The sequence below is a fragment of the Allocatelliglobosispora scoriae genome (assembly GCF_014204945.1).
GTDB lineage: Bacteria > Actinomycetota > Actinomycetes > Mycobacteriales > Micromonosporaceae > Allocatelliglobosispora > Allocatelliglobosispora scoriae.
This window is the reverse complement of the sequence record NZ_JACHMN010000003.1, coordinates 2,150,943-2,175,097: the sequence shown is the minus strand read 5'-3', so window position 1 is coordinate 2,175,097 and position 24,155 is coordinate 2,150,943. Positions and strand designations below refer to the sequence as shown.

23 protein-coding genes are annotated in these 24,155 nt (G+C 69.8%); 12 read left to right on the top strand and 11 right to left on the bottom strand.

From position 1 onward, the window contains the following. Positions 1-49: 49 nt before the first annotated feature. From prcB to dop, 3 genes are all read right to left on the bottom strand, one after another. Positions 50-889, bottom strand: coding sequence for a proteasome subunit beta (gene prcB / locus F4553_RS35955; protein WP_184845485.1), 840 nt, complete (start codon positions 887-889; stop codon positions 50-52). A 36-nt stretch (positions 890-925) separates the two neighbouring features. Further along, complete coding sequence (locus tag F4553_RS35950) at positions 926-1,141, bottom strand: ubiquitin-like protein Pup (RefSeq protein ID WP_184845483.1); 216 nt, start codon at positions 1,139-1,141, stop codon at positions 926-928. A 168-nt stretch (positions 1,142-1,309) separates the two neighbouring features. Continuing rightward, on the bottom strand, positions 1,310-2,818 hold the full coding sequence (dop, locus tag F4553_RS35945; RefSeq protein WP_376776335.1) for a depupylase/deamidase Dop: 1,509 nt from the start codon (positions 2,816-2,818) through the stop codon (positions 1,310-1,312). A 157-nt stretch (positions 2,819-2,975) separates the two neighbouring features. Here dop and F4553_RS35940 point away from each other — a divergent pair, with 157 nt between their 5' ends. After that, on the top strand, positions 2,976-4,004 hold the full coding sequence (locus F4553_RS35940; RefSeq protein WP_184845481.1) for a glycosyltransferase family 2 protein: 1,029 nt from the start codon (positions 2,976-2,978) through the stop codon (positions 4,002-4,004). 204 nt (positions 4,005-4,208) lie between these two features. Here the strand turns inward: F4553_RS35940 and arc are convergent, their stop codons facing one another. Then, a complete protein-coding gene (gene arc, locus F4553_RS35935) occupies positions 4,209-5,975 on the bottom strand; it encodes a proteasome ATPase (protein ID WP_184845479.1) in 1,767 nt (588 codons plus the stop codon). A gap of 125 nt (positions 5,976-6,100) precedes the next feature. Here arc and F4553_RS35930 point away from each other — a divergent pair, with 125 nt between their 5' ends. Continuing rightward, complete coding sequence (locus F4553_RS35930; protein ID WP_184845477.1) at positions 6,101-6,412, top strand: ferredoxin; 312 nt, start codon at positions 6,101-6,103, stop codon at positions 6,410-6,412. A 33-nt stretch (positions 6,413-6,445) separates the two neighbouring features. Here F4553_RS35930 and F4553_RS35925 read toward each other — a convergent pair whose 3' ends face one another. Genes F4553_RS35925 through F4553_RS35915 form a run of 3 tightly spaced genes read right to left on the bottom strand, consistent with a single transcriptional unit; the run spans position 6,446 to position 9,062 of the window. Beyond that, positions 6,446-6,985 (bottom strand): hypothetical protein, encoded by a 540-nt coding sequence (locus F4553_RS35925; RefSeq protein ID WP_184845475.1) that lies wholly within the window; start codon positions 6,983-6,985, stop codon positions 6,446-6,448. Next, positions 6,982-7,935 (bottom strand): tRNA (adenine-N1)-methyltransferase, encoded by a 954-nt coding sequence (locus F4553_RS35920; protein WP_184845473.1) that lies wholly within the window; start codon positions 7,933-7,935, stop codon positions 6,982-6,984. Before F4553_RS35920 ends, F4553_RS35925 begins: the two co-directional genes overlap by 4 nt. Next, on the bottom strand, positions 7,932-9,062 hold the full coding sequence (locus F4553_RS35915) for a site-2 protease family protein (protein WP_246467571.1): 1,131 nt from the start codon (positions 9,060-9,062) through the stop codon (positions 7,932-7,934). Before F4553_RS35915 ends, F4553_RS35920 begins: the two co-directional genes overlap by 4 nt. A 63-nt stretch (positions 9,063-9,125) precedes the next feature. Here F4553_RS35915 and F4553_RS35910 point away from each other — a divergent pair, with 63 nt between their 5' ends. The 10 genes from F4553_RS35910 to F4553_RS35865 all read left to right on the top strand — a co-directional run bounded on the left by F4553_RS35910 (position 9,126) and on the right by F4553_RS35865 (position 21,519). Beyond that, the gene (locus F4553_RS35910; protein WP_184845471.1) at positions 9,126-9,971 is read left to right on the top strand and encodes a RecB family exonuclease; all 846 of its coding nucleotides are present in this window, start codon (positions 9,126-9,128) and stop codon (positions 9,969-9,971) included. Between the two features lie 21 nt (positions 9,972-9,992). Beyond that, positions 9,993-10,745, top strand: coding sequence for an ABC transporter ATP-binding protein (locus F4553_RS35905; protein WP_184845469.1), 753 nt, complete (start codon positions 9,993-9,995; stop codon positions 10,743-10,745). Positions 10,746-10,951: 206 nt separating this feature from the next. Next, positions 10,952-11,749 carry an ABC transporter ATP-binding protein gene (locus tag F4553_RS35900; protein ID WP_184845467.1) on the top strand — a complete coding sequence of 266 codons (798 nt, stop codon included), beginning with the start codon at positions 10,952-10,954 and terminating at the stop codon, positions 11,747-11,749. A gap of 4 nt (positions 11,750-11,753) precedes the next feature. Further along, positions 11,754-14,282 (top strand): ABC transporter permease, encoded by a 2,529-nt coding sequence (locus F4553_RS35895; RefSeq protein ID WP_184845465.1) that lies wholly within the window; start codon positions 11,754-11,756, stop codon positions 14,280-14,282. A 179-nt stretch (positions 14,283-14,461) separates the two neighbouring features. Beyond that, positions 14,462-15,238 (top strand): ABC transporter ATP-binding protein, encoded by a 777-nt coding sequence (locus F4553_RS35890; protein WP_184845463.1) that lies wholly within the window; start codon positions 14,462-14,464, stop codon positions 15,236-15,238. Continuing rightward, positions 15,238-17,799, top strand: coding sequence for an ABC transporter permease (locus tag F4553_RS35885; protein ID WP_184845461.1), 2,562 nt, complete (start codon positions 15,238-15,240; stop codon positions 17,797-17,799). The genes F4553_RS35890 and F4553_RS35885 overlap by 1 nt, the downstream gene beginning before the upstream one ends. Before the next feature lie 199 nt (positions 17,800-17,998). Next, positions 17,999-18,847: an NAD(P)-dependent oxidoreductase gene (locus F4553_RS35880; RefSeq protein WP_246467570.1), complete on the top strand. Its 849-nt coding sequence runs from the start codon at positions 17,999-18,001 to the stop codon at positions 18,845-18,847. Positions 18,848-18,865: 18 nt separating this feature from the next. Beyond that, the gene (locus tag F4553_RS35875; RefSeq protein ID WP_184845459.1) at positions 18,866-19,699 is read left to right on the top strand and encodes an LLM class flavin-dependent oxidoreductase; all 834 of its coding nucleotides are present in this window, start codon (positions 18,866-18,868) and stop codon (positions 19,697-19,699) included. A 92-nt stretch (positions 19,700-19,791) separates the two neighbouring features. Then, entirely contained in the window at positions 19,792-20,604 is an 813-nt protein-coding gene (locus F4553_RS35870; RefSeq protein ID WP_184845457.1) for a DUF899 domain-containing protein, read from the top strand. 111 nt (positions 20,605-20,715) lie between these two features. Continuing rightward, the gene (locus F4553_RS35865) at positions 20,716-21,519 is read left to right on the top strand and encodes a methyltransferase domain-containing protein (RefSeq protein ID WP_184845455.1); all 804 of its coding nucleotides are present in this window, start codon (positions 20,716-20,718) and stop codon (positions 21,517-21,519) included. Here F4553_RS35865 and F4553_RS35860 read toward each other — a convergent pair. The 4 genes from F4553_RS35860 to F4553_RS35845 all read right to left on the bottom strand — a co-directional run bounded on the left by F4553_RS35860 (position 21,430) and on the right by F4553_RS35845 (position 24,148). Next, positions 21,430-22,137 (bottom strand): HAD family hydrolase, encoded by a 708-nt coding sequence (locus tag F4553_RS35860; protein ID WP_184847355.1) that lies wholly within the window; start codon positions 22,135-22,137, stop codon positions 21,430-21,432. The two genes, F4553_RS35865 and F4553_RS35860, sit on opposite strands and share 90 nt — an antisense overlap. 145 nt (positions 22,138-22,282) lie before the next feature. Further along, positions 22,283-23,317 carry an NADP-dependent oxidoreductase gene (locus F4553_RS35855; RefSeq protein ID WP_184845453.1) on the bottom strand — a complete coding sequence of 345 codons (1,035 nt, stop codon included), beginning with the start codon at positions 23,315-23,317 and terminating at the stop codon, positions 22,283-22,285. After that, positions 23,295-23,711 carry an organic hydroperoxide resistance protein gene (locus tag F4553_RS35850; protein ID WP_184845451.1) on the bottom strand — a complete coding sequence of 139 codons (417 nt, stop codon included), beginning with the start codon at positions 23,709-23,711 and terminating at the stop codon, positions 23,295-23,297. Before F4553_RS35850 ends, F4553_RS35855 begins: the two co-directional genes overlap by 23 nt. Next, positions 23,708-24,148, bottom strand: a complete 441-nt coding sequence (locus F4553_RS35845; RefSeq protein ID WP_184845449.1) for a MarR family winged helix-turn-helix transcriptional regulator — start codon at positions 24,146-24,148, stop codon at positions 23,708-23,710. The genes F4553_RS35850 and F4553_RS35845 overlap by 4 nt, the downstream gene beginning before the upstream one ends. Positions 24,149-24,155 lie beyond the last annotated feature (7 nt).

Below are 24,155 nucleotides of genomic sequence, written 5' to 3'. Positions count from 1 at the left end.
CGGGTCTGGGCTGGTGCCGCCGGGCCGCCCGCGAGCGGCCCGGTCGCGGTCAGCCGCCGGGCTGGGAGTGCCGCTCGGCGATGATGGCGTCGGCGATCGCGCCGGTCTCCGCGTCGCTGAGGCGGTGGGTGCCCTCGGCGGTCGCGGTCATCACGACCGGGAAGATGCGCCGGATGACGTCGGGGCCACCGGTCGCCGTGTCGTCGTCGGCCGCGTCGTAGAGCGCGTCGACCGCGAGCTTGATCGCGTCGCCGGTGCTGATCCCCGGACGGTAGCGCTTCTTCAGCGCGGACTTGGCGAACAGCGAGCCGGACCCGATCGAGTCGTAGCCGGTCTCCTCGTAGATGCCGCCCGCGACGTCGAAGCTCCACACCCGGCCGACCTTGGCCGGGTCGGTGGCGTCGAGGTCGAAGCCCGCGAAGAGCGGCACCGCGACGAGGCCCTGCAGCGCCATGCCCAGGTTGCCCCGGATCATCGTGGCGAGCCGGTTGGCCTTGCCGTCGAGCGAGAGCATCGCGCCCTCGATCTTCTCGTAGTGCTCGAGCTCCACCTGGAAGAGCCGGATCATCTCGATGCCGATGCCCGCGGTGCCGGCGATGCCGATCAGCGAGTAGGCGTCGGACGGGTGGACCTTCTCGATGTCGCGGCTGGCGATGAGGTTGCCCATGGTCGCCCGGCGGTCACCGGCCATCACCACGCCGTCGGAGCAGGCGATCGCCACGATGGTGGTCGCGTGCGGCGCGATGTCCGCACTGTGTCCGGCCGGCAGGTGCCTGCGGCCGGGCAGCAGCTCCGGCGCGGCCTTGCCGAGGAATTCCGTGAACGAGCTCATCCCCGGAGTGGTGTAGACCGCTGGCAGACGTCCGGGTGATTCAAAGCCCGAGGTCACGAGGCCTCCTTCAAGTATGTTGAATCGGACAAAGTCTTACTGTCCGCCCTTTTGAACGTATCCACGCACGAACTCTTCCGCGTTCTCCTCGAGCACCGAGTCGATCTCGTCGAGCAGGTCGTCGACGTCCTCGCCGATCTTCTCGACCCGCTCGGCCACCTCGGGGTTGACCTCAGGCGCGACAGGCTCGTCGGTCTCGGACTCGCGCCGCTTGCCCGACTGTCCCTGTCCACCGGTGTCCTGACTGGCCATGGCTGCCTCCCGCGTTTGTCCCTCGTGGCATCCGGCGGCACACCGCCGGATCGCGTCGACCCACACTGCGTGTGGGCGTCGCACCCGCCGTTTCGCCGGTCCGGCGGGTGCCTAAAACCTACCGCGCCGGACCGACAAACGCGATCAGCTAAGAGCGGACACGGCCGGTCAGCCCTTGGATAGAGCCTCCAACAGGTCCTTCGCACTCGCGCATCGGTCGAAGAGCGCACCCACCACGCGCTTGGTGCCCCGCTCCGGCTCCATCATGGGTACGCGCACCAGCGACTCCCTGCCCACGTCGAATATGACGGAGTCCCAGCTGGCGGCGACCACTTCGGACGCGTACTGGGCGAGGCAACGGCCGCGGAAGTAGGCCCGGGTGTCCTCCGGCGGCTCCACCATCGCCCGCTGCACGTCGTCGGACGGGATGAGGGTCTTCATCGAGCCGCGGGCGACGAGCCGGTGGTAGAGGCCCTTCTCCGGGCGCACGTCGGAGTACTGCAGGTCGACGAGCTGGAGCTTGTGCGACGACCAGCCCAGGTTCTCCCGCTCGCGATAGCCCTCGAGCAGCCGCAGCTTCGCCACCCAGTCGAGCTCGTCGGCGCAGAGCATCGGATCGCGGCTGAGCCGGTCCAGCACGCTCTCCCAGCGGTCGAGCACGTCCGCCGTCTCGGGGTCCATACCCTTGCTGTCCATGTAGGAGCGAGCACGCTCCAGATAGGCCCACTGCACGTCCAGCGCCGTGAGGCGGCGTCCATCGCGCATCCGCACCCGGTGGCTCAGGGTCGGGTCGTGGCTGACCGCCCGCAGCTCGGCGACCGGGTCGGCGATGCCGAGGTCGGCGGTGAGCACCTTGTCCTCGATCATCGCCAGGATCAGCGCCGTCGTGCCCACCTTGAGGTAGGTCGAGATCTCGGAGAGGTTGGCGTCGCCGATGATGACGTGCAGGCGGCGGTACTTGTCGGCGTCGGAGTGCGGCTCGTCCCGGGTGTTGATGATCGGGCGCTTGAGCGTCGTCTCCAGGCCCACCTCGACCTCGAAGAAGTCCGCACGCTGGGAGATCTGGAAACCGGACTGCGAGCCGTCCTGGCCGATGCCGACCCGGCCCGCGCCGCAGACGATCTGCCGGGTCACGAAGAACGGCGTCAGGAAGGAGACGATCTCGGCGAACGGCGTCTGCCGGCGCATCAGGAAATTCTCGTGGGAGCCGTAGCTGGCGCCCTTGTTGTCGGTGTTGTTCTTGTAGAGCTGGATCGGCTGGGTGCCCGGGATGGTCGCGGCGCGGCGGGCGCCCTCGGCCATCACCCGCTCCCCCGCCTTGTCCCACTTGACGATGTCGAGCGGGTTGGTGCACTCGGGGGACGAGTACTCCGGGTGGGCGTGGTCGACGTAGAGCCGGGCTCCGTTGGTCAGGATGACGTTGGCGAGACCGAGGTCCTCGTCGGCCAGCGCCTCGGCCGGGTCGAAGACCGCGCCGGTGTAGGTGAAGCCGCGCGCGTCCCGCAGCGGCGACTCCTCCTCGTAGTCCCAGCGTGCCCGGCCTCCCTTGACGAGCTCGGGGCGGGCCCCGTAGGCGTTGACGATCTGGGAGGAGGTAACCATGGGGTTGGCCTGGGGTTGGCCGGGGACACTGATGCCGTATTCGACCTCGGTCCCCATGATCCGGCGCACACTCATGTGACGAGCCTAGCCCCCATGACGCGCTACTCGGCCACTCCCACGTCCGACGAGGCATGCATGGCGACGTGGGACGGCGTGGCGTGCCATCGCGGACTCGATCGATGCACTAGTAGGATTCAGCCCGCCCGCGTCGCTGAGCTGGAAGGACGTCACGATGACCGCTGGAGGGGAGCTCGCGCTCTCGGTCGTCATTCCCATGTTCAACGAGGAGGCGGTCCTGCCCCTGCTCGTGCAGCGGTTGCGACCGGTCCTCGACGGTCTGGGCGAGACCTACGAGGTGGTCGCCGTCGACGACGGCAGCGCCGACGACACGGCGGCGATCCTGCACCTCCTGCGGCGCAACTGGCCGGAGTTGCGGCTCGTGCGGCTGCGGCGCAACAGCGGGCACCAGGCGGCCCTCACGGCCGGTCTGCACCGGTCCCGGGGCGACTACGTGGTCAGCCTCGACGCGGACCTGCAGGACCCGCCGGAGGTGATTCCGGAGATGCTGGAGCTGGCCCGGTCGCGGCAGCTCGACATCGTCTACGGCGTGCGGGGCGACCGCGAGTCCGACACCGTCTTCAAGCGCAACACCGCCGGGCTCTACTACACGGTCATGCGGAAGATCGTCGGCAAGAAGATGCCCGACGGTGCCGGCGACTTCCGGCTGCTCAGCCGCGCGATGGTGGAGGCCCTGCGCTCGCTGCCCGAGCACACCCCGGTCTACCGGCTGCTCGTGCCGTGGCTCGGCTTCCCCAGCGGCGAGGTGAGCTACGTCCGCGAGAAGCGGGCGGCGGGCAGCACCAAATACCCGCTCACCAAGATGATCCGGCTCGCCGCCGACAGCGTGATCAACTTTACCGCCGCGCCGCTGCGGGCAGCCCTGTGGCTGGGCGCGTTCGGCGTCGGCGCCACGGTGGTCCTCACGGCCACCACGCTGATCGCCTGGGCCAACGGCACCGTCGTACCCGGCTGGACCTCGCTCTTCCTCGCCGTGCTGCTCTTCGGCGCCGTGCAGCTCATCTGCCTGGGATTGCTGGGCGAGTATGTCGGGCGCATCTTCCAGGCGCTCCAGGCCCGGCCGGCCTACTTCATCAGCGAGGACACCGTCGAGGCCCGCCCGCCGTCCCAGCGCGGCGCGGAGCCCGACGCCGAGGCGGAGACCGACGCACCCGCTCAGGCGGGCGCAAACCGCCGCCGCTGACCGCTCCCGCCAACGCCGCTGGCGCTCCAAGATCGCGCACTTTCCGTGAAATAAGCCCCTCGCCCCGCCCGCGTAGGGCCAGTTTCCGAGAAACAATGCGATCACACCGCGCGCGCCGCGCGCGCCGCGCGCACCGCACCACGCGCGCCCCGGAACACGGCGAGGGCCGGCACCCATCGGGTGCCGGCCCTCGTCACGTCGCGCCTATAGGTACTGACCGGTGTTGGTCGTGGTCTCGATGGAGCGGCCGGCCTCGGCACCCTTGCCGCCGGAGACCAGCGTGCGGATGTAGACGATCCGCTCGCCCTTCTTGCCCGAGATCCGCGCCCAGTCGTCGGGGTTGGTCGTGTTGGGCAGGTCCTCGTTCTCCCGGAACTCGTCGACGCAGGCGTCGAGGAGGTGCTGGAGGCGCAGTCCCTTGCGACCCGAGGAGAGGAACTCCTTGATCGCCATCTTCTTGCCGCGGTCGACGATGTTCTGGATCATGGCACCGGAGTTGAAGTCCTTGAAGTAGAGGACCTCCTTGTCACCGTTGGCATAGGTGACCTCCAGGAACCGGTTCTCCTCCGTCTCCGAGTACATCCGGAGCACCACCGAGTCGATCATGGCGTGCACCGTCGCGTCGGCGGATTCGCCGTGCTCGGCCAGGTCGTCCGCGGCGAGCGGCAGCCCGGTGAGGATGTACTTGGAGAAGATGTCCTTCGCCGACTCGGCGTCCGGGCGCTCGATCTTGATCTTGACGTCGAGCCGGCCCGGCCGCAGGATCGCGGGGTCGATCATGTCTTCCCGGTTGGAGGCGCCGATGACGATGACGTTCTCCAGGCCCTCGACACCGTCGATCTCGCTGAGGAGCTGCGGGACGATGGTGTTCTCGACGTCCGAGGAGACGCCGGAGCCACGGGTCCGGAAGATCGAGTCCATCTCGTCGAAGAACACGATGACCGGTGTGCCCTCGCTGGCCTTCTCACGAGCGCGCTGGAAGATCAGGCGGATGTGCCGCTCGGTCTCACCGACGAACTTGTTGAGCAGCTCGGGGCCCTTGATGTTGAGGAAGTAGCTGGTGTGCTTCTCCTGGCCGCGCAGCTCGGCGATCTTCTTGGCGAGGGAGTTGGCGACCGCTTTCGCGATGAGCGTCTTCCCACATCCGGGCGGACCGTAGAGCAGGATCCCCTTCGGCGGGCGCAGCTGGTGCTCCCGGAAGAGGTCGGCGTGCAGGAACGGCAGCTCCACCGCGTCGCGGATCTGCTCGATCTGCCGCTGGAGGCCACCGATGTCCTCGTAGTTGACGTCGGGCACCTCTTCGAGGACGAGCTCCTCGACCTCGCTCTTCGGAATACGCTCGTAGGCGTATGCCGAGCGAGGCTCGATCATCAGCGAGTCACCCGCGCGAAGCGGCTGACCGGCCAGAGACTCGGCCAGGTAGACGATGCGCTCCTCGTCGGCGTGCGAGATGACCAGCGCGCGGTCACCCCCGTCGAGGATCTCCCTGAGCATGACAACCTCGCCGGTGCGCTCGAATCCGAACGCGTCGACGATGTTGAGCGCGTCGTTGAGCAGGACTTCCTGCCCACGCTGCAGCTCATCGACATCGAGCGACGGCGAAACCGCCACCCGGAGTTTGCGGCCACCAGTGAAGACGTCGACTGTGCCGTCTTCGTGCCGGCTCAGGAACACGCCATAACCGCTCGGCGGTTGAGCGAGCCTGTCGATCTCTTCCTTGAGCGTCACGATCTGGGCGCGGGCTTCCTTGAGCGTCGCGACCAGTCGTTCGTTGTTCTCCGTCAGGCGTGACAGCTGTGCCTGAGTCGCGGCGAGCCGCTCCTCCAGCTGCCGCACGTGACGCGGGCTCTCGGACACTTTCCGCCGCAGTAGGGCGAGCTCCTCTTGAAGGAACGCGACCTGGGCGGAGAGATCGTTGGACTCTTTCTCCCACCGTGCGGCGCGCGCATCCGCGTCGTCGCTACGTGCCACGTCCCACCTCCCCGGGGGTTGAGCTGGTTGTGCGTTGCCTTAACACTAGCCGCTCCTAGCCCTAAGGAAACCCCTCCGACACGGCCGTCAACAATTGTGATCTCGCAGTGCGGTACGGTCGGGGCATGGCGAGCGACAACGAGCTTCACGTCTGGGTTGATCAAGATCTATGCACAGGCGATGGTTTGTGCGCTCAGTATGCTCCTGAGGTCTTCGAATTCGACGTCGACGGGCTCGCCTACGTCAAGAACGACGCCGGGGAACTGCAGCTCGCGACGGGCGCGACGGTGCCGGTCCCGGTGCATCTGCGCCTCGACGTGCTCGACGCGATCAAGGACTGCCCGGGCGAGTGCATCCACCTGCGACGCGCCGACGGCGACGCCACGCCGCTCGCCGAGGACGACCGCGAGGCGCTGCGCGCGGAGATCGCCGCATAAATTGAGCACGATCGAGATAATCCTCGACCGGGACTAGAGCAGGGGTCGACCGGTCAGCGAGGCGATCAGCAGAGCGAACTCCTCGAGCCGGGCGATCTGTCCCGCGCCGCCGTCCTCGAGCGTCTTGCCGAAGCGCAGGGCGTCATGGCGGAATCCGCCGGTGTCGCCCTGGCCCTCGTCGAGGGAGCTCAGCAGTGCGTACACGTCGACCGCGTCGACCCGCGGCTGGCCGGCGGCCGAGCGGGTGAGGCGCCGGCGGCAACCCACCTCGGTGACGACCGAGAGCGGCACGACGCGCAGCGACGAGATCATCGATCCGACGGGCCCGTCACCGGGCGCGGTGTCCTCACCGTGCCACAGGATGAGACGCTGCCCGTCGCAGACGACGACCTCCTGCCAGACGCCGTTGAACTCGTTGACGAAGCGCTCCAGCGTGAACCCGAGCACCTCCGCTCCGCGCAGGGCGCCGTCGAGTGAATCCAGCGCCAGCTCGGGGTCGCGGAGGTAGGCGCGGGCAGCCGCGTCCAGGTCGCGGTAGGGCGACCAGTCCGGGAAGACCGCGCCGCCGCTCACTCCGAGATCTCCGCGAGCTCGACCGGCTCGGCCGCCGCCAGCGCCGCGGCCCCGGCCGCAGCCACGGCCTTCTTCGCCTGGTACGCCTCGATGCCCTTACTGGGTTTGCGACGCCGCAGCGGTGCGGTGACCCCCGGGGCGAGCTTGCGTGCCCGCACCAGGAACGCCGTGTGCGCGATCATGCGGTGGTCGGGACGGACCGCGAGGCCCTCGGCGTGCCAGTCGCGCACCAGCGTCTCCCAGGCGAGCGGTTCGGTGAAGCCGCCGTATTCGCGCAGCGCCTCGACGAGGTCGGAGAGCTGCGTGGTGGTGGCGATGTAGCCGATGAAGACCCCGCCGGGCAGCAGCGACTTGGCGACCATGTCGAGCGCGTCCTGCGGCGAGAGCATGTCCAGGATGATCCGGTCGAAGCCCTCGGTGCCGTTGTCGGCGACGTCGCCGATGGTGAGGTGCCAGTTGGGCATCTCGTTGCCGAAGAAGGCGGCGACGTTCTTGCGGGCGACCGCTGCGAACTCCTCGCGCAGCTCGAACGAGTGCACCTCGCCGCGCTCGCCGACCGCGCGCAGCAGCGAGCAGGTGAGCGCGCCGGAGCCGACACCGGCCTCCAGCACCTTCGCACCGGGGAAGATGTCGCCCATGGAGACGATCTGCGCCGAGTCCTTGGGGTAGATGACCTGGGCGCCGCGCGGCATCGAGAGCACGTAGTCGGCGAGCAGGGGCCGCAGGGCCAGGTAGGCCGTGCCGCCGCTGGAGTTCACCACGCTGCCGTCGGGCAATCCGATCATAGAATCATGATCCAGGATTCCCTTGTGCGTGTGGAACGATTTGCCATGTTCCAGGACAATCGTGTGCATCCGCCCCTTGGGGTCGGTCAGCTGGACCCGATCGCCGGGGGCGAACGCACCGCGGCGGGCAGGGTAGGTCGTCTCAACAGTCACTGAATTGCTCACTTTGCGCGTGGGTCCAACAGGTGGACGAGATCGGCGAGGCGCAGCACGCCGACCACATCTTCCCCCGTGGTCACGAGGAACTCCTCGGCCGGGTCCGCCCGGACGGCGTTGATCACCTCTTCGCCCCGCAGCGCCGAGGCGATCACCGGCATCCCCTCGACCGATCTGGCGACCGTCTCCACCGACACCCAGGGCCTGCGCTGCTCCGGAACGGCCGCTGCGGCGTCGGCGAGCACGATCGCGACGAGCTTGCCGGAGCTGTCGGCGACGCCGAGCGCGGCGGCGGAGCGGCCGTCGACCCCGGCCCGGCGGGACGCCTCGGCGAGCGAGGTGCCCGACGGGACGACATAGAGCGGCCGGGCGAGGCGTACCGGGTCGATCAGCGGATAGCGATAGGCGATCTTCGCGTACGCCATCGCGGCGCTCGCGCCCTGCCACAGGCTGAGCGCGATGAGGCCGGCGACGAGGAGCCAGGTGAGCGACCAACCGAGCACCTGGTACATGAAGAACGCGGCGAGCACCGTGCCGATGGCGACGACCCGGCCGGCCCAGCCCGCCACGATCGTGCCGGTGTGCTGGTTGCCGCTGGACGCCCAGACGATCGCCCGCAGCGCCCGGCCGCCGTCGAGCGGCAGGCCCGGCAGCGAGTTGTAGACGGCGACGAGCAGGTTGCTGAAGGCGAGCTGGCCGACGACGAGGCCGGTGATGCTGCCGCTCGGGGTGACGAGCCAGGCGGCGCCGAGGCCGAGCCCCAGGATGAAGGAGACGGCCGGACCCGCCAGCGAGTAGGCCACCTCCACGCCCGGCCGGGGCGCCTCCCGATCCATCTCGGTGTATCCGCCGAGGAAGTCGAGGGTGATGCCGCGCACACCGACGCCGTAGCGGCGGGCCACGAAGGCGTGGCCGAGCTCGTGCAGCAGGACGGACAGGAAGAAGGAGAGGACAAGGCCGGCCGCGACGGCGAACGCGGCGGTGACCGGGACGTCGAAGCGGCGCTGCACGACGGGCACCCAGCTCAGCATGATCAGGGCCGCCATGATGAACCACGAGGGGCTCAGGCTCAGGGGGAAGCCAAACAACCGTCCGAGCGCGACGCCGGGGCGGGAAACCTTCTGTTCCGTCTCCATCGCCGCCATGCTACGCACTCGGCGCTCCGGGGTTTCGTCGTACGACTCATCTACCCTGTGGCCATGAGTGAGCCGCGCCCCCTGCCGACCCTGTCGCCCTCGCGTGCGGCCGATTTCAAAACGTGCCCATTGCTCTATCGGCTGCGCAGCATCGACCGCATTCCCGAGCAGCCCACGCCCGAGCAGGCGCGCGGCACGCTGGTCCACGCGGTGCTGGAGCGGCTCTTCGACATCCCGGCGCAGCGGCGCACACCCGAGGCGGCGCAGGAGATGGTGACCCCCGCCTGGGAGGCGCTCGTCGAGGAGCAGCCCGAGCTCGGCAGCCTCGTGGTCGACGACTCGTTCATCCTGACCACTCGCGACCTGCTCGGCGGATACTTCACTGTGGAGGATCCGCGTCGGCTGGAGCCCGCCGAGCGGGAGACGCTGATCGAGGCGGTCCTCGACGACCAGCTCCTGATCCGGGGTTACATCGACCGTCTCGACGTGTCGCCGGGTGGCGACCTCCGGGTGGTCGACTACAAGACCGGTGGTGCGCCCCGCGAGGCCTTCGAGGCGCGGGCGCTGTTCCAGCTCAAGTTCTACGCCCTCGTGCTCTGGCGCACGCGGGGTGTGGTGCCCCGGGTGCTGCGGTTGCTCTACCTCAAGGATGCCGAGATCTGCGACTACACCCCCGACGCCGAGGAGCTGGAGCGCTTCGAGAAGACCCTCATCGCGCTGTGGCGGGCGATCGAGACGGCGAAGGCGGCGCAGGAGTTCCAGCCCAAGCCGAGCAAGCTCTGCGGCTGGTGCGCCCATCAGGCCCTCTGCCCGGCCTTCGGCGGCACTCCCCCGCCCTATCCGGTGCAGGCCGACGGCTCGGCTGTGGACGCCCGCACGATGAAGCTGGCGGCCCGCACGGAGCCATAGGACTGAGCTATCGTCGGCGCCGTGACCGCTACGTCGACCGAGACCGTCATCGCCGCCCGGACCACCGACGTGTGGAAGGTCTTCGGCTCCGGCGAGGCCGAGGTGATCGCCCTGCGCGGGGTCAGCGTCAAGCTGGAGCGGGCGCGGTTCACCGCCATCATGGGGCCGTCGGGGTCGGGCAAGTCGACGCTGATGCACTGCCTCGCCGGGCTCGACACGGTCACGCGCGGCGAGGTCCACATCGGCGACACCCGGGTCACCGGGCTCGGCGACGCCGGGCTGACCCGCCTGCGCCGCCACCAGGTCGGCTTCATCTTCCAGCAGTTCAACCTGCTGCCCACGCTGACGGCCGAGGAGAACATCGCGCTGCCGCTCGCCATCGCCGGACGCAAGCCCGACCCGCAGTGGTGGGACACCGTGATCGACACCGTCGGGCTCCGCGACCGGCTGGGTCACCGGCCGTCGCAGCTCTCCGGCGGCCAGCAGCAGCGGGTGGCGTGCGCCCGGGCACTGGTCAGCCGCCCGCAGGTGATCTTCGCCGATGAGCCGACCGGCAACCTCGACTCCAGGGCGGGCGCCGAGGTGCTGGGGTTCCTGCGCGATTCGGTCCGCGACTTCGGCCAGACGATCGTCATGGTCACCCACGATCCCAACGCGGCGAGCTACGCCGACCGGGTGATCTTCCTCGCCGACGGCCAGATCGTCGACGAGCTGCGCGAACCCACCGCCGACACGGTCCTCGACACCATCAAGCGCATCTCCGGCGACCACTAGCCGAATCAGGGCCACCACACTCGAGATCACCGCGACCCAAGATCGCCGCAACTCTTGAAGAGTTGGTCCTAAGAACCCCGTTAGGACCAACTCTTCAAGAGTTGCGGCGATCTTGAGGCGTTCGGCAGAGGCGGCTCGGTCGCGTACCAACTAGGAATTGTCTTTTTTGCCCTGGTCTGGGAGCTCGCTGGGGCATGATCGGCTCTATGACGCAGAGCACGACCATGCCGGAAGTGGCGGCCCGGGCCAGCGAGGTCTGGAAGGTCTACGGGACCGGAGAAGCGCAGGTCCACGCGTTGCGCGGGGTGAGCGCGGATTTCCAACGCGGGCGCTATACGGCGATCATGGGACCGTCCGGGTCGGGGAAATCGACCCTGATGCACTGCCTCGCCGGGCTCGACACCGTCAGCGCCGGCCAGGTCTCCATCGGCGACACCGTCGTGACCGGGCTCGGCGACGCGGGCCTGACGAAGCTGCGCCGGGAGAAGATCGGGTTCATCTTCCAGCAGTTCAACCTGCTGCCCACCCTCACCGCCGACGAGAACATCCTGCTGCCGCTCGCGATCGCGGGACGCAAGCCGGACAAGGAGTGGTACGACATCGTGCTCGACACGGTCGGCCTGCGCGACCGCCTCCAGCACCGCCCGACCGAGCTCTCCGGCGGCCAGCAGCAGCGCGTCGCCTGCGCCCGGGCCCTCGTCAGCCGCCCGGAAGTGATCTTCGCCGACGAGCCGACCGGCAACCTGGACTCCCGCTCCAGCACCGAGGTACTGAAGTTCCTGCAGCGCTCGGTACGCGAGTTCGGCCAGACGATCGTGATGGTCACCCACGATCCGGCTGCGGCGAGCTACGCCGACCGGGTCGTCTTCCTCGCCGATGGGCAGATCGTCGACGAGCTCACCGGACCGACCCCCGACGCGGTGCTGGACAAGATGCGCAACATGGACCGGATCCAGGCCGAGGCCGCCGACCGCGCCGCCGAGAACGGCGGCGCCGATGTTTAGGGCGATGCTGCGCGGGCTCCTGTCGCACAAGCTGCGCCTGCTGCTCTCCTCGCTCGCGATCGTGCTCGGCACCATGTTCATGTCGGCGGCGTTCGTCGGCGGCGACACGATCGCGGCCGGCTTCAGCAACCTGTTCACCACGATCAACCAGAACATCGACGTGCAGGTCACCGCGAAGCAGAACGCCGCCGCCGACAGCACCAACGTCATCAGCACCTTCGTGCCGCAGTCGGTCGCCGACGCCGTCGGCAAGGTCGACGGCGTGCGGACATCGACCCCGCAGGTCAACTCCGACGGCGCCCGGGTGATCGACAAGAAGGGCAAGGTCGTGCCGACGACCGGCGCGCCACGGTTCGGCATCGGCTGGACCGACGGCGGGCTGGCCCAGATCCGCCAAGGTGCCGCGCCCACCACACCGTCGCAGATCGCCATCTCGGCGAACCTCGCCAAGACGACCGGCTTCGTCGTCGGCGACACCGTCGACGTGATCACCCTGGAGCCCCGGCAGTCGTTCACGCTCGTCGGGATCTTCGGGTACGAGGGCGACCGCGACAGCCTCGCCGGTGAGACCTCGGTGGCGTTCACGATGCCGACGGCGCAGAAGCTGATGCTCGGCAAGCCCGACGTCTACACCAGCGTGGACCTCACCGCCGCCGACGGGGTCAGCCCGGACCAGCTCAAGCAGCGGGTCGTCGCCGTCGCCGGACCCGACTACGACGTGAAGACCGGCGACGAGGCCGCCAAGGACCAGGCCAGCGCGACGAGCGGCTTCACCGACATCCTCAAGACCGCGCTGACCGTCTTCGCCGTCATCGGCATGATCACCGGCGCGTTCCTCATCTTCAACACGTTCTCGATGCTGGTGGCGCAGCGGACCCGGGAACTGGCGCTCTACCGCTCCTTCGGCGCCTCCAAGGGCCAGGTCAACCGGGCGGTGCTCGCCGAATCGCTGCTGCTCGGGCTCGCCTCGTCGCTGATCGGCCTGATCATCGGCATCGGCCTGGGCTACCTGCTCAAGCAGCTCCTGCAGAGCTTCGCCAACACCGATCTGCCGGTCAGCGGCGTCGTGATCAAGCCCTATGTCGTGATCGTGACGCTGCTCGTGGGCACCTTCTTCACCGTGGTCGCCGCCCTGGTCCCGGCACTGCGCGCCGCGCAGGTCCCGCCGATCGCGGCGATGCGCGAGGCGTCGACGCCGGACAAGTCGCTGCGCACGATGAGCATCATCGGCGGGGTGCTCTTCGCGCTCGGCGTGCTCCTGCTCGTCCTCAAGATGACCAAGGCGATCGACGGGCAGCTGTGGCTCAGCGTCGGCGGCGGCGCGCTGCTCGCCTTCATCGGCGCGGTCATGCTCGCTCCGCTGCTCACCCGGCCGATCACGCGGGCGCTCGGCGCGGTCTTCAGCGGCAGCGTCGCCGGCCGGCTCGGCGCCCGCAACACCGGGCGCAATCCCCGGCGGACGGCGATCACCGCCGCCGCGCTCATGATCGGCGTGACCCTGGCGACGGCGGCCGGCATCTTCGCCTGGTCGGCGAAGGCCGGGCTCACCGAGGCGTTCACCAGCGACGTCAAGGCCCAGCTCATCGTCTCCGGCGGCTTCTCGGGCGGCTTCACCGCCGGCTTCGATCCCGCCCTCCAAACCCAGATCAGAGCAATCCCGGGGGTACGCCAGGCGGCAGCCGTCCGCGCCGACGTGGCGAAGGTCGGCGGCGCCGATGCCCAGATCCTCTCCGGCGACCCCGTCGCGATGCAGGAGCTCTTCACCCTCAAGCCGCAGTCGGGCACGATCCGGCCGCTCACCAAGGGCGAGATCATCCTCGACTCCGACACCGCGAAGCGGCTCGACGCCACGGTCGGCGGCACGGTCGACATCATCACCGCCCGCGGCGGGCCGCAGACCGAGAAGGTCGTCGCGATCCTCCAGCCCAACACGGTGGTCCAGGGATCGCCGCTGCTCAACCCCGACGACGCGGCCGGGTTCAGCTCGCCGGTGGCGCAGCAGGCCTATGTCGAGGTCGCCGACGGTGCGAGCGTCGACGACGTGAAGGCGCAGCTGGAGAAGCTCTTCGCCGACAACCCGGAGCTCACGGTGACCAGCCAGGAGGAGCAGCTCAGCCAGATCACCACCTTCCTCAACGTGCTGCTGGCGATCATCTGGGTGCTGCTGGGGCTCGCGATCCTGGTGGCGGTGCTCGGCGTCATCAACACGCTGCTGCTGTCGATCTACGAGCGGACCCGGGAGATCGGGCTCATCCGGGCGATCGGCCTGTCCCGGGGGCAGACCTCGTGGATGGTGACGGTCGAGTCCGTCCTCATCTCGGTCTTCGGCGCGCTTCTCGGGGTGGTGCTGGGCGCCTTCATCGGGCTCGCCCTGATCAAGATCCTGGACACGGACTTCCTCAAGCTGACGGTGCCGTGGGGCTATCTGCTGATCACCCTGATCCTGGCGATCGTGACCGGCGTGATCGCGGCGATCCTGCCCGCGATCAGGGCATCGCGGCTCAACGTGCTGGACGCCATCGCGTACGAGTAGCGGTGGAGGGTGTGGATCTGCCGCATTAGCAGTCAGGGGCAACCCTGAGGCGCCTCCTCGTGGATAGCTCGGGGTGCTTTCCCGATGCTTCTGGGGTGCACTGAATCGCACGATGTGAGGGCCTGCCGAACGATTCCCGCTCGGCAGGACCACCACTTCGTGAAGGACCGGTGACACCCGTGACGACTGCACCGTCACTCGCACCCCAGGCCGCCGCCACCAGGGCCACCGCAGCTGCCCGCGCCGTCGACGTATGGAAGGTCTACGGCTCCGGCGAGGCCCAGGTCATCGCCTTGCGCGGGGTCAGCGTCGAGCTGGAACGCGGTCGCTTCACGGCGATCATGGGCGCATCGGGGTCCGGCAAGTCCACCCTGATGCACTGCCTCGCCGGGCTCGACAGCGTCACCCGCGGCGACGTCCACATCGGAGCAACGAAGCTCACCGGACTCGGCGACAAGGGCCTGACCAAACTCCGCCGCGAGCAGGTCGGCTTCATCTTCCAGCAGTTCAACCTGCTGCCCACGCTGACGGCCGAGGAGAACATCCTGCTCCCGCTCGCCATCGCCGGACGCAAGCCCGACCCGCAGTGGTGGGACACCGTGATCGACACCGTCGGCCTGCGCGACCGGCTCGGTCACCGGCCGTCGCAGCTCTCCGGCGGCCAGCAGCAGCGCGTCGCCTGCGCCCGGGCACTGGTCAGCCGCCCCGAGGTCATCTTCGCCGACGAGCCGACCGGCAACCTCGACTCCAAGTCGGGCGCCGAGGTGCTGAAGTTCCTCCAGCAGTCCGTACGCGAGTTCGGCCAGACGATCGTCATGGTCACCCACGACCCCAACGCGGCGAGCTACGCCGACCGGGTCATCTTCCTCGCCGACGGCCAGATCGTCGACGAGCTGACCAGCCCGACCGCCTCCGGCGTGCTCGACACGATCAAGCGCATCTCCGGGGAGCAGTGATGCTGCGCGCCACCCTCAAGAGCCTGCTCGCCCGCAAGCTGCGCCTGACCCTCTCCGCGCTCGCCGTGGTGCTCGGCGTCATGTTCGTCTCCGGTTCGTTCGTGCTCACCGACACCCTCAGCCGCTCCTTCGACGACCTCTTCCGGGGCATCTACTCCACGGTCGACGTCCAGGTCGGCGCGGCCGGTCAGAGCGCCGGCGGTCCCGACGACGAGGAGGGCGGCATGGTGGGCCAGCGCTCCATCCCGATGAGCACCCTCGCCGAGGTCACGTCGGTCCCCGGCGTCGCCAAGGCGGTCGGTGAGGTCGGAGCCGACGGCGCCCGCGTCATCGGCTCCGACGGCAAGGTCGTCAACTCCTTCGGCCCGCCGCGCATCGGCGAGTCCTGGACCGGCGAGAACGAGCTGGTCAAGCTGCGGGAAGGTCGCGGGCCGACCGCCGACAACGAGATCGCGGTCAACGCCGACCTCGCGGCGAAGGCCGGGATCAAGGTCGGTGACCAGGTCGGCGTGCTGACCCGCGAGCCGAAGCAGGTCTTCACGCTCGTCGGGATCTACGGCTACAGCGGTGGCCGCGACACCCTCGGCGGCAGCCAGTCGGTCTCCTTCACCGAGCCCGTCGCGCAGAAGCTGATGCTCGGTGAGCAGGGCGTCTATACCTCGATCACGGTCACCGCCGCCGACGGGACCACTCCGGCGGCGCTGCGGGACGCGATCGCGGCGAAGCTCGGCCCGAAATACTCCGTCAAGACCGGCGAGGAGCTGGGCGCCGAGGCGGCTGCGGCTTTCGCCTCGGTGCTCGACATCTTCAACAACGTGCTGCTCGGCTTCGCCGGGGTGGCGCTGTTCGTCGGCACGTTCCTCATCCTCAACACCTTCTCGATCGTCGTCGCGCAGCGAACCAAAGAGCTCGCGCTGATGCGGGCGGTCGGCGCCAGCCGCCGCCAGATGATCGGGTCCGTGCTCACCGAGGCCGTCGCGATCGGCCTGATCGCATCGGTGCTCGGGCTCGCCGCCGGCTTCGGCGTCGGTCGGCTCATGGCCTACCTCTTCGGCGAGTACGGCGCCGACGGGCTCGAGCTCGCCGGAGTCAACCTGCCGCTGAGCGCCGTGATCAGCTCCTTCGCCGTGGGGCTCGTCGTCACCATGGCGGCGGCGGTGATGCCGGCGCTGCGGGCGTCGCGGATCCCGCCGATGGCGGCCCTGCAGGAGGTGGCGACCCCGGACCGGCCGCTCACCAAGATCTCGATCGCCGGTGCCGTGGTCATGGCGGCCGGCGGAACGGTGCTCGGCATCGGGTTCGCCGGGAAGTTCGGCGACGACACGCTCTGGGCGGTGCTCGGCGGCGCGCTCGCCACCTTCCTCGGCGTCGCGCTGCTCACGCCGCTGATCAGCCGTCCGGTCGTGGCGGCGCTCGGGCGGCTCACCGGCACCTGGCTGCCGGGCAAGCTCGGCCGGCGCAACGCGGGACGCAACCCCCGGCGTACCGGCATCACCGCCGCGGCGCTCATGATCGGCGTAGCGCTCGTCACCAGCGTCGGGGTCGTGCTGGAGTCGGCGACGGTGAGCTTCACCAAGACCACCGAGGACACGGTCCACGCCCAGCTCTACATCGGCGGCGACCAGAACGGTCCGCTGCCACCTACCTTCGACGCGGCGGTCCTGGAGAAGGCGAAGACGGTGCCGGGCATCGGCCAGGTCCTCGGCGTCTGGTACGGCGGCGGCGAGGTCGATGGGGAGCGGGAGGGCCTCGCCGCGATCAGCGACGTCGCCGCGTTGAAGACGGTCTTCGACCTGGCCGTGACCGAGGGCAGCCTCGACGCGCTCGGCGAGAAGCAGGCGTTCGTCGACGACCGGACCGCCACGGCAGCCGGGGTGCACGTCGGATCTCCCATCACCGTCGTCACCACACGCGGCGAGCCCGTCACCTACACCGTGGCCGGGGTCTACACCGCGACCGAGTACGTCAACGGCTACCTGCTGCCGTCGGCGGCGCGCAGCTCCTTCGACACCGCTCAGCCGCGGGAGGCGTACCTGACGCTGCTGCCCGGTGCCACCGTGGCGCAGACGCTGCCGCTCGTCAAGCAGCTGCTCGTCGACTCGCCCGAGGTGACCGCGGTCGACCGGGCCGGCATGATCCAGCAGGAGACCGGCGACATCGGCACGATGCTGAGCATGGTGCAGATCCTGCTGTCGCTGGCGATCCTCATCGCGGCGCTGGGCATCATGAACACCCTGGCCCTGTCGGTGCTGGAGCGGACCCGGGAGCTGGGCCTGCTCCGGGCGGTCGGTCTGAGCCGGCTGCAGAGTACCGGCATGATCACGGCCGAGGCGGTGCTGATCTCGGTCTTCGGCGCGCTGCTCGGCATGGGTGTCGGCATCGGACTCGGCGCGGCGGCGGTGCGGGCCTTCAAGGACGACGGGTTCAGCACCTTCGCCCTGCCCTGGGACCAGCTGGGCGTGTATGTCGGCCTGGCAGCAGTGATCGGCGTGATCGCGGGCGTGGTCCCGTCGATCCGCGCCGCCCGCATCAACGTCCTGGGCGCCATCGCCCACGACTAGCGTTCCGGTGGGGGCAGCCAAGATCGCCGCGACTCTTCACGGGTTGCGGCGATCTTGGACCTGGTCAGGCATGCAAGATCGCCGCAGCGTTGACCGCCACGACCCGTCACGCTTTGCAGCAAAGCGTGGCCTCGCCGCGGGAAATGGGCACGCTTTGCTGCAAAACGTGACGACGGGCGGCGGGCCTATGATGGCGGGCATGATCGGGTTGGTGGGGGCCGGGCACATGGGGTCCAGTCTCGGCGCCGTGCTGCGCCGGGGCGGGCATGAGGTGGCGACGTCGCTGGCGGGGCGCTCCCGGCGTACCGCCGGATTGGTCGGGGAAGCCGGGATCACCGTGCTGCCGCACCTCGCCGACGTGCTCGAACGCGCGGAGGTCGTGCTGGTCGTGACGCCGCCGGGCGCGGCGCGCGACGCGGCCCGGAGCATCGCGGTGGCCGCGACCGCCACCGGCGCCCGGCCGCTCATCGCCGACCTCAACGCCACCTCCCCCGCGACCGTCGCCGACCTGGTCGGCATCCTCGCCGAAGCCGGGCTGGACCTGGTGGACGGTTCGATCTCCGGGCCGCCGCCGCTGGTCAAGCCGGGTGCGCGGATCTACCTCTCCGGCCCCCGCGCCACCGAGGTCGCGGCGCTGAGCTGGCGCGATGTCACCCCGATCGTCGTCGCCGGGCCCGCCGGAGCCGCGAGCGCGGTGAAGATGTCGACCGCGTCGGTCTACAAGGGACTGATGGGGCTGCTCGCGCAGGCGATGGCGTCGGCGGAGCACTACGGCGTGCTCGATACCGTCATGGCCGATCTCGGCGGCGAGTTCGGCACGCCGCCCGACGTGGCGCGGGCCGCGACGAAAGCGCACCGCTACGTCGCGGAGATGCGCGAGATCGCGTCGGCGCAGGCCGCCGCAGGCCTGTCCGGGTCGCTCTTCGAGGGCTTCGCCGAGGTGTACGCCGCCATCGCCCGCTCCGAGCTCGCCGCCGGTGATCCCGAGAACGTGTCGGGCAAGCTCACCGCGACCGAGGTGGCCCGCGGACTGCGAGTGTCAGACTGAGGCGCTAGCGTGCACCCCATGCGCATCGGTGTGACGATCCCGATCTTCAAGTCCGGCCCGGCCAGGGAGATGCCGGGGTGGCCCGCGATCCGCGACCTCGCCCAGCACGCCGAGGGCGTCGGGGTCGACTCGATCTGGCTCTTCGACCACCTCTACGCCAAGGCCGACCCGCCCGAGCCGATGTACGAGGCCTGGACGCTGCAGAGCGCGCTCGCCGCCGTGACGACCCGGGTGGAGCTGGGGCAGCTCGTCACCTGCGTCTCGTTCCGCAGCCCGGGACTGCTGGCGAAGATGGCGGTGACCGCCGACGAGATCAGCGGCGGCCGGATCACGCTCGGCATCGGCGCGGGGTGGTACGACCGGGAGTACACCGACTTCGGCTTCCCCACCGATCACCGCGGGACCCGGTTCGCCGAGGCGCTGGAGATCATCTCCGGGCTGCTGCGCGGCGACGAGGTGACGGTGAAGGGCCGCTTCCACGAGGTCGACGGCGCGATCCTGCTGCCGGCGCCGACCAGGCGGATCCCGCTGCTCATCGCCGGGCAGGGCCCCCGGATGCTCGGGCTCGTGGCCCGCGACGCCGACGCCTGGAACACGGCCTGGCACCGGGCGCCGGACGAGCGGCTGCACGAGCGCCTCGGCAACCTGCGTGCCGCCCTGGACGCGGCGGGCCGGGAGCACTCGTCGCTGCGGGTCACCGTCGGGATGCTCGCCGACCAGACCGACCCGGAGTCGCTCGCCGCCGCGATCGCCGCCTTCGACGGGCTCGGCATCGATGACCTGATCCTGGAGCCGGAGCGGCCAGGTCCGGCGTTCCTGGATCTCCTCGCCGAGGCGTTGGGCAAGAAATAGCAGGTCAGCGGTGAGTTTAAAATTAGATACTGACCAATGACCATAAGTCGATTAGCATCTATGTCGCAGCCCGTTTGAAGAAGGAGTGCGACATGGAGAACACCGCCGTTGTGTCCCGGGAAGAGTGGCTCGCCGCTCGGCTCGACCTACTGGAGAAGGAGAAGGAGCTCACCCGCCTGCGCGACGAGCTGAACGCCGCTCGCCGCGAACTGCCGGCGGTGAAGGTCGAGACGGACTATGTCTTCGACGGCCCGAACGGCGACACCCGGCTGATCGACCTCTTCGCGGGGCGCAGCCAGCTCATCATCTACCACTTCATGTTCGACCCGGCCTGGGAAGAGGGCTGCACCAGCTGCTCGTTCTTCGTGGACCACCTGGCTCCGCTGGGCCACCTGCACCAGCGCGACACCTCGCTGGTGGCGGTCTCCCGCGCGCCGTTCGCGAAGATCCAGGCGTTCAAGGCCCGGATGGGCTGGGACTTCCCGTGGCTGTCGTCCTACGGCACGTCGTTCAACTACGACTTCGGCGTGACGATGGACCCCGCGGTCACCCCGGTCAACTACAACTACCAGGACCTCGCGACGCTGCAGGCGAAGGGCTTCTTCTACCACGAGGCCGGCGAGCAGCACGGCATCAGCGTCTTCACCCGCGACGGCGACGCGGTGCTGCACACCTACTCGACCTATGGGCGCGGGCCGGAGATGCCGCTGGGCACCTACCACCTGCTGGACCTGACGCCGCTGGGCCGCCAGGAGCAGGGCACCGAGATCGGCCGGTTCCTGCACCACGACAAGTACCCGGCCGCGCCGGACTACCCGGCACCGGCGACCGCGCCGAAGACCCTCACCCTCGTCGGCGAGGCCCACTCGCACGACAGCGGCGGCGGCTGCAACTGCCACAGCTGACCGCGTTCCACAAAGGGGGGATCCGGGTCCCCCCTTTTTCGCGCCCAACGGTGTCTCATTATTCGATACAATTTTCCTACGATACGAGAAGCGCTGATAGCGTTCCAGCTCATGACGCGCTATACGCATGGACACCACGAGTCGGTCCTGAGGTCCCACCGCTGGCGGACCGCGGCCAACTCCGCCGCCTACCTCCTGCCGTCGCTGAAGCCGGGCCTGTCGCTGCTGGATGTCGGCTGCGGGCCGGGCACGATCACCCTGGACCTCGCCGCGCTGGTCGCGCCGGGCCGGGTCACCGCCGCCGAGGTGACCGAGGAGGCGCTCGCGCTCACCCGCGCCGAGGCCGCGAAGCACGGTGTCGAGACGGTCGACTTCGCCGTCGCCGACGTGCACGCGCTCGACTTCCCCGACGACACCTTCGACGTCGTCCACGCCCATCAGGTGCTCCAGCACGTCGCGGACCCGGTCCGGGCGCTGCGCGAGATGCGGCGCGTCGTCAAGCCCGGCGGGATCGTCGCGGCCCGCGACAGCGACTACGCCGCGTTCGCCTGGTTCCCGCAGCTGCCCGAGCTCGACGAGTGGATGGCGCTCTACCAGCGCATCGCCCGGTCCAACGGCGGCGAGCCCGACGCCGGGCGGCGGCTGCTCTCCTGGGCGCGGGCGGCGGGCTTCACCGAGGTCGAGGCGACCGCGTCGACGTGGTGTTACGCCGACGACGAGACCCGGACCTGGTGGGGCGGCATGTGGGCGGACCGCATCGTGCACTCCGACATGGCCCGTCAGGCCCTGAGCGCGGGCGAGGCGAGCGAGGCGGACCTGGCGCGGTTATCCGAGGGCTGGCGGGCGTGGTCGACCGCCGAGGACGGCTGGTTCACCATCCTGCACGGCGAGATCCTCTGCCAGAAGTCGGCGTAGAAACGCCAGATCGACGCCGGTCAAGCTGGGCGCGAGCGTCGCGCCCAGCTCCGGAGCCAAGACCACATCGCCGGGTACGCCGAGAACCGCCGCCCCCGCCGCCACCGCGCTGCGCACCCCCGCCGGTGAGTCCTCGATCGCCACGCAGCGGGTGACGTCGACCCCGAGCAGTTCCGCCGCGCGCAGGTAGGGCGCCGGATGCGGCTTCGTGTGGCCGCCCACCTCGTCGCCGCAGACCACGACCGCGAAGGTGTCCCGGCCGAGCGTCTCCAGCGCCACCTCGACCAGGCGGCGCTCGGTGGAGGTGACCAGCGCCAGCGGCAGCCCGGCGGCCCGGCACTCGGCGAGCAGCTCCCGTGCCCCGGGCCGCCACGGCAGGCCGCGGGCGAAGAGGCGCTCGGTGAGCTCGGTGATGCGCAGTCCGCTGGCGGCGATGTCGCGCCACGGCTGCCCGAGGTCGGCGTGCAGGATCGTCATCGAGGTCACCATGTCGGTGCCGACCATCGAGAAGCGGGCGGCGTCGCTGAGCGTCCCGCCGTACTCCGCGGCTAGCTCGTGGAGGGTCTCCTCCCAGAGCGGCTCGGAGTTGACCAGGGTTCCGTCCATGTCGAAGAGCACCGCGGCGAGCGTCACGGACCGATCATGCCTGGCCACCGCCACCCTCCGGTGGACGCCGTGGCCGAGATCACGACCGTGGCCGTCGACGCCGATCGGCCGCGGCCCCGGGAAGCGGAGTCGCGGCCGATCGGTGAACGGCGAAGGATCAGAGGCGGACGATCATCTTGCCGGTGTTCTCACCGTTGAGCAGCCCGATCAGGGCCGACGGCGCGTTCTCCAGGCCCTCCACGACGGTCTCGTCGAAGCGCACCGCACCCGAGGCGAGCCACGGCGCCATCTCGGCGAGGAAGTCGCCCATCCGTCCATTGTGGTCGCTGACGATGAAGCCCCGCAGCGTCAGCCGCTTGCCGACGGCGAGCGCCAGGTTGCGCGGACCGGGGGTCGCGTCGGTCGCGTTGTACTGCGCGACGGCGCCGCAGAGAGCCACCCGGCCGTTGACGTTGAGGGCGGAGATCGCCGCCTCCAGGTGGTCTCCCCCGACATTGTCGAAGTAGACGTCGATGCCGTCGGGTGCGGCGGTGCGCAGCTGGTCGCGTACCGGCGCGTCCTTGTAGTTGAACGCGGCGTCGAAGCCGAGCGTGCCGGTGAGCCGCTCCACCTTCGCCGCGGAGCCGGCGCTGCCGATGACGCGCGCGGCACCGCGCTGCTTGGCGATCTGTCCGGCGAGGCTGCCGACGGCACCCGCGGCGCCGGAGATGAAGACGGTGTCGCCCGGCTTCATCGCGGCGATGTCGAGCAGGCCGACATAGGCGGTGAGCCCCGGCATGCCGAGCGCGCCCAGGTAGGACGAGGCACCCAGGGACGGGTCGACCTTGCGGACCCGGGCGGCTTCGGTGATCGCGTGGTCGCGCCAGCCGAGGCCGTGCAGGACCACGTCGCCGGGGACGAGCGAGGGGTGGTGCGACTCGACGACCTCGCCGATCGCACCGCCGTCGAGGACCGCGTCGAGCTGGAACGGCGGGACGTAGGACTTCACGTCGTTCATCCGGCCGCGCATATAGGGATCGACCGACATCACCAGGTTGCGCAGCAGCACCTGGCCGGGGCCGAGCTGCGGCAGGTCGACCTCGACGAGGGCGAAGTCGTCGGGGGTCGGCGCGCCGTTCGGGCGGGCGGCGAGGTGGATCTCACGGGTCTTCGTCACGGTCGCTCCCAGGTCAGACAAGCTGAAGGTGGACATCGATGTTGCCGCGGGTGGCGTTGGAGTAGGGGCAGACCTCGTGGGCCCGCGCCATCAGCGCGGCCGCGGTGTCGGCGTCGACGCCGGGCAGCGCGACGCGCAGGGTCACGGCGAGGCCGAAGGCGCCGCCGCCGGACGCACCGATGCCGACCTCGGCGGTGACCTGCGAACCCTCCACATCGGCCTTGGCCGTCTGCGCGACGCGGCGCAGCGCCGAGTGGAAGCAGGCCGCGTAGCCCGAGGCGAAGAGCTGCTCCGGGTTGGTCGCACCACCGGCGCCGCCCATCTCGGTGGGGACGGCGAGGGCCAGGTCGATGTTGCCGTCGGACGAGCGGACCTTGCCGTCGCGGCCGTCGCCGGTCGCGGTGGCGGAGGCGGTGTAGAAGATCTTCACAGGTCTTTCCCTTCGGTCAGGGCCGCGGTGAGGGCGGCCAGGGTGTCGCGGAGTGCGGCGAGGTCGGTCGGCGCGAGGCCGGTCGCGTGGGCCAATTCGCCCGGTACGCCGACCGCCTGCGCCTTCAGGCCGCGCCCGGCGTCGGTGAGCCCGACGACGACGGAGCGCTCGTCGGCGCTGCTGCGGGTGCGGGTCACGAACCCCGCCGCCTCCAGCCGCTTGAGCAGCGGAGACAGGGTGCCGGAGTCGAGCATGAGCGCGGAGCCGAGCTCCTTGACGCTGGTGTCGCCGTGCTCCCAGAGCACGAGCAGCGCCGCATACTGCGGGTAGGTCAGGCCGAGCCGGTCGAGGATGGGCCGGTAGCGGGCGGTGACCGCCCGGGAGGCCGCATAGAGCGCGAAGCACACCTGGTGGCGCAGCTTCAGTTCGTCATCCACCACTCGA

Excerpts from the sequence above, each read along its gene's own strand:
- F4553_RS35950 (WP_184845483.1), bottom strand. The coding sequence starts at position 1,141 with ATGGCCAGTCAGGACACCGGTGGACAGGGACAGTCGGGCAAGCGGCGC.
- dop (WP_376776335.1), bottom strand. The coding sequence starts at position 2,818 with ATGAGTGTGCGCCGGATCATGGGGACCGAGGTCGAATACGGCATCAGT.
- F4553_RS35940 (WP_184845481.1), top strand. The coding sequence starts at position 2,976 with ATGACCGCTGGAGGGGAGCTCGCGCTCTCGGTCGTCATTCCCATGTTC.
- F4553_RS35930 (WP_184845477.1), top strand. The coding sequence starts at position 6,101 with ATGGCGAGCGACAACGAGCTTCACGTCTGGGTTGATCAAGATCTATGC.
- F4553_RS35915 (WP_246467571.1), bottom strand. The coding sequence starts at position 9,062 with ATGGAGACGGAACAGAAGGTTTCCCGCCCCGGCGTCGCGCTCGGACGG.
- F4553_RS35910 (WP_184845471.1), top strand. The coding sequence starts at position 9,126 with ATGAGTGAGCCGCGCCCCCTGCCGACCCTGTCGCCCTCGCGTGCGGCC.
- F4553_RS35900 (WP_184845467.1), top strand. The coding sequence starts at position 10,952 with ATGACGCAGAGCACGACCATGCCGGAAGTGGCGGCCCGGGCCAGCGAG.
- F4553_RS35895 (WP_184845465.1), top strand. The coding sequence starts at position 11,754 with ATGCTGCGCGGGCTCCTGTCGCACAAGCTGCGCCTGCTGCTCTCCTCG.
- F4553_RS35885 (WP_184845461.1), top strand. The coding sequence starts at position 15,238 with ATGCTGCGCGCCACCCTCAAGAGCCTGCTCGCCCGCAAGCTGCGCCTG.
- F4553_RS35880 (WP_246467570.1), top strand. The coding sequence starts at position 17,999 with ATGATCGGGTTGGTGGGGGCCGGGCACATGGGGTCCAGTCTCGGCGCC.
- F4553_RS35875 (WP_184845459.1), top strand. The coding sequence starts at position 18,866 with ATGCGCATCGGTGTGACGATCCCGATCTTCAAGTCCGGCCCGGCCAGG.
- F4553_RS35870 (WP_184845457.1), top strand. The coding sequence starts at position 19,792 with ATGGAGAACACCGCCGTTGTGTCCCGGGAAGAGTGGCTCGCCGCTCGG.
- F4553_RS35865 (WP_184845455.1), top strand. The coding sequence starts at position 20,716 with ATGACGCGCTATACGCATGGACACCACGAGTCGGTCCTGAGGTCCCAC.
- F4553_RS35855 (WP_184845453.1), bottom strand. The coding sequence starts at position 23,317 with ATGTCCACCTTCAGCTTGTCTGACCTGGGAGCGACCGTGACGAAGACC.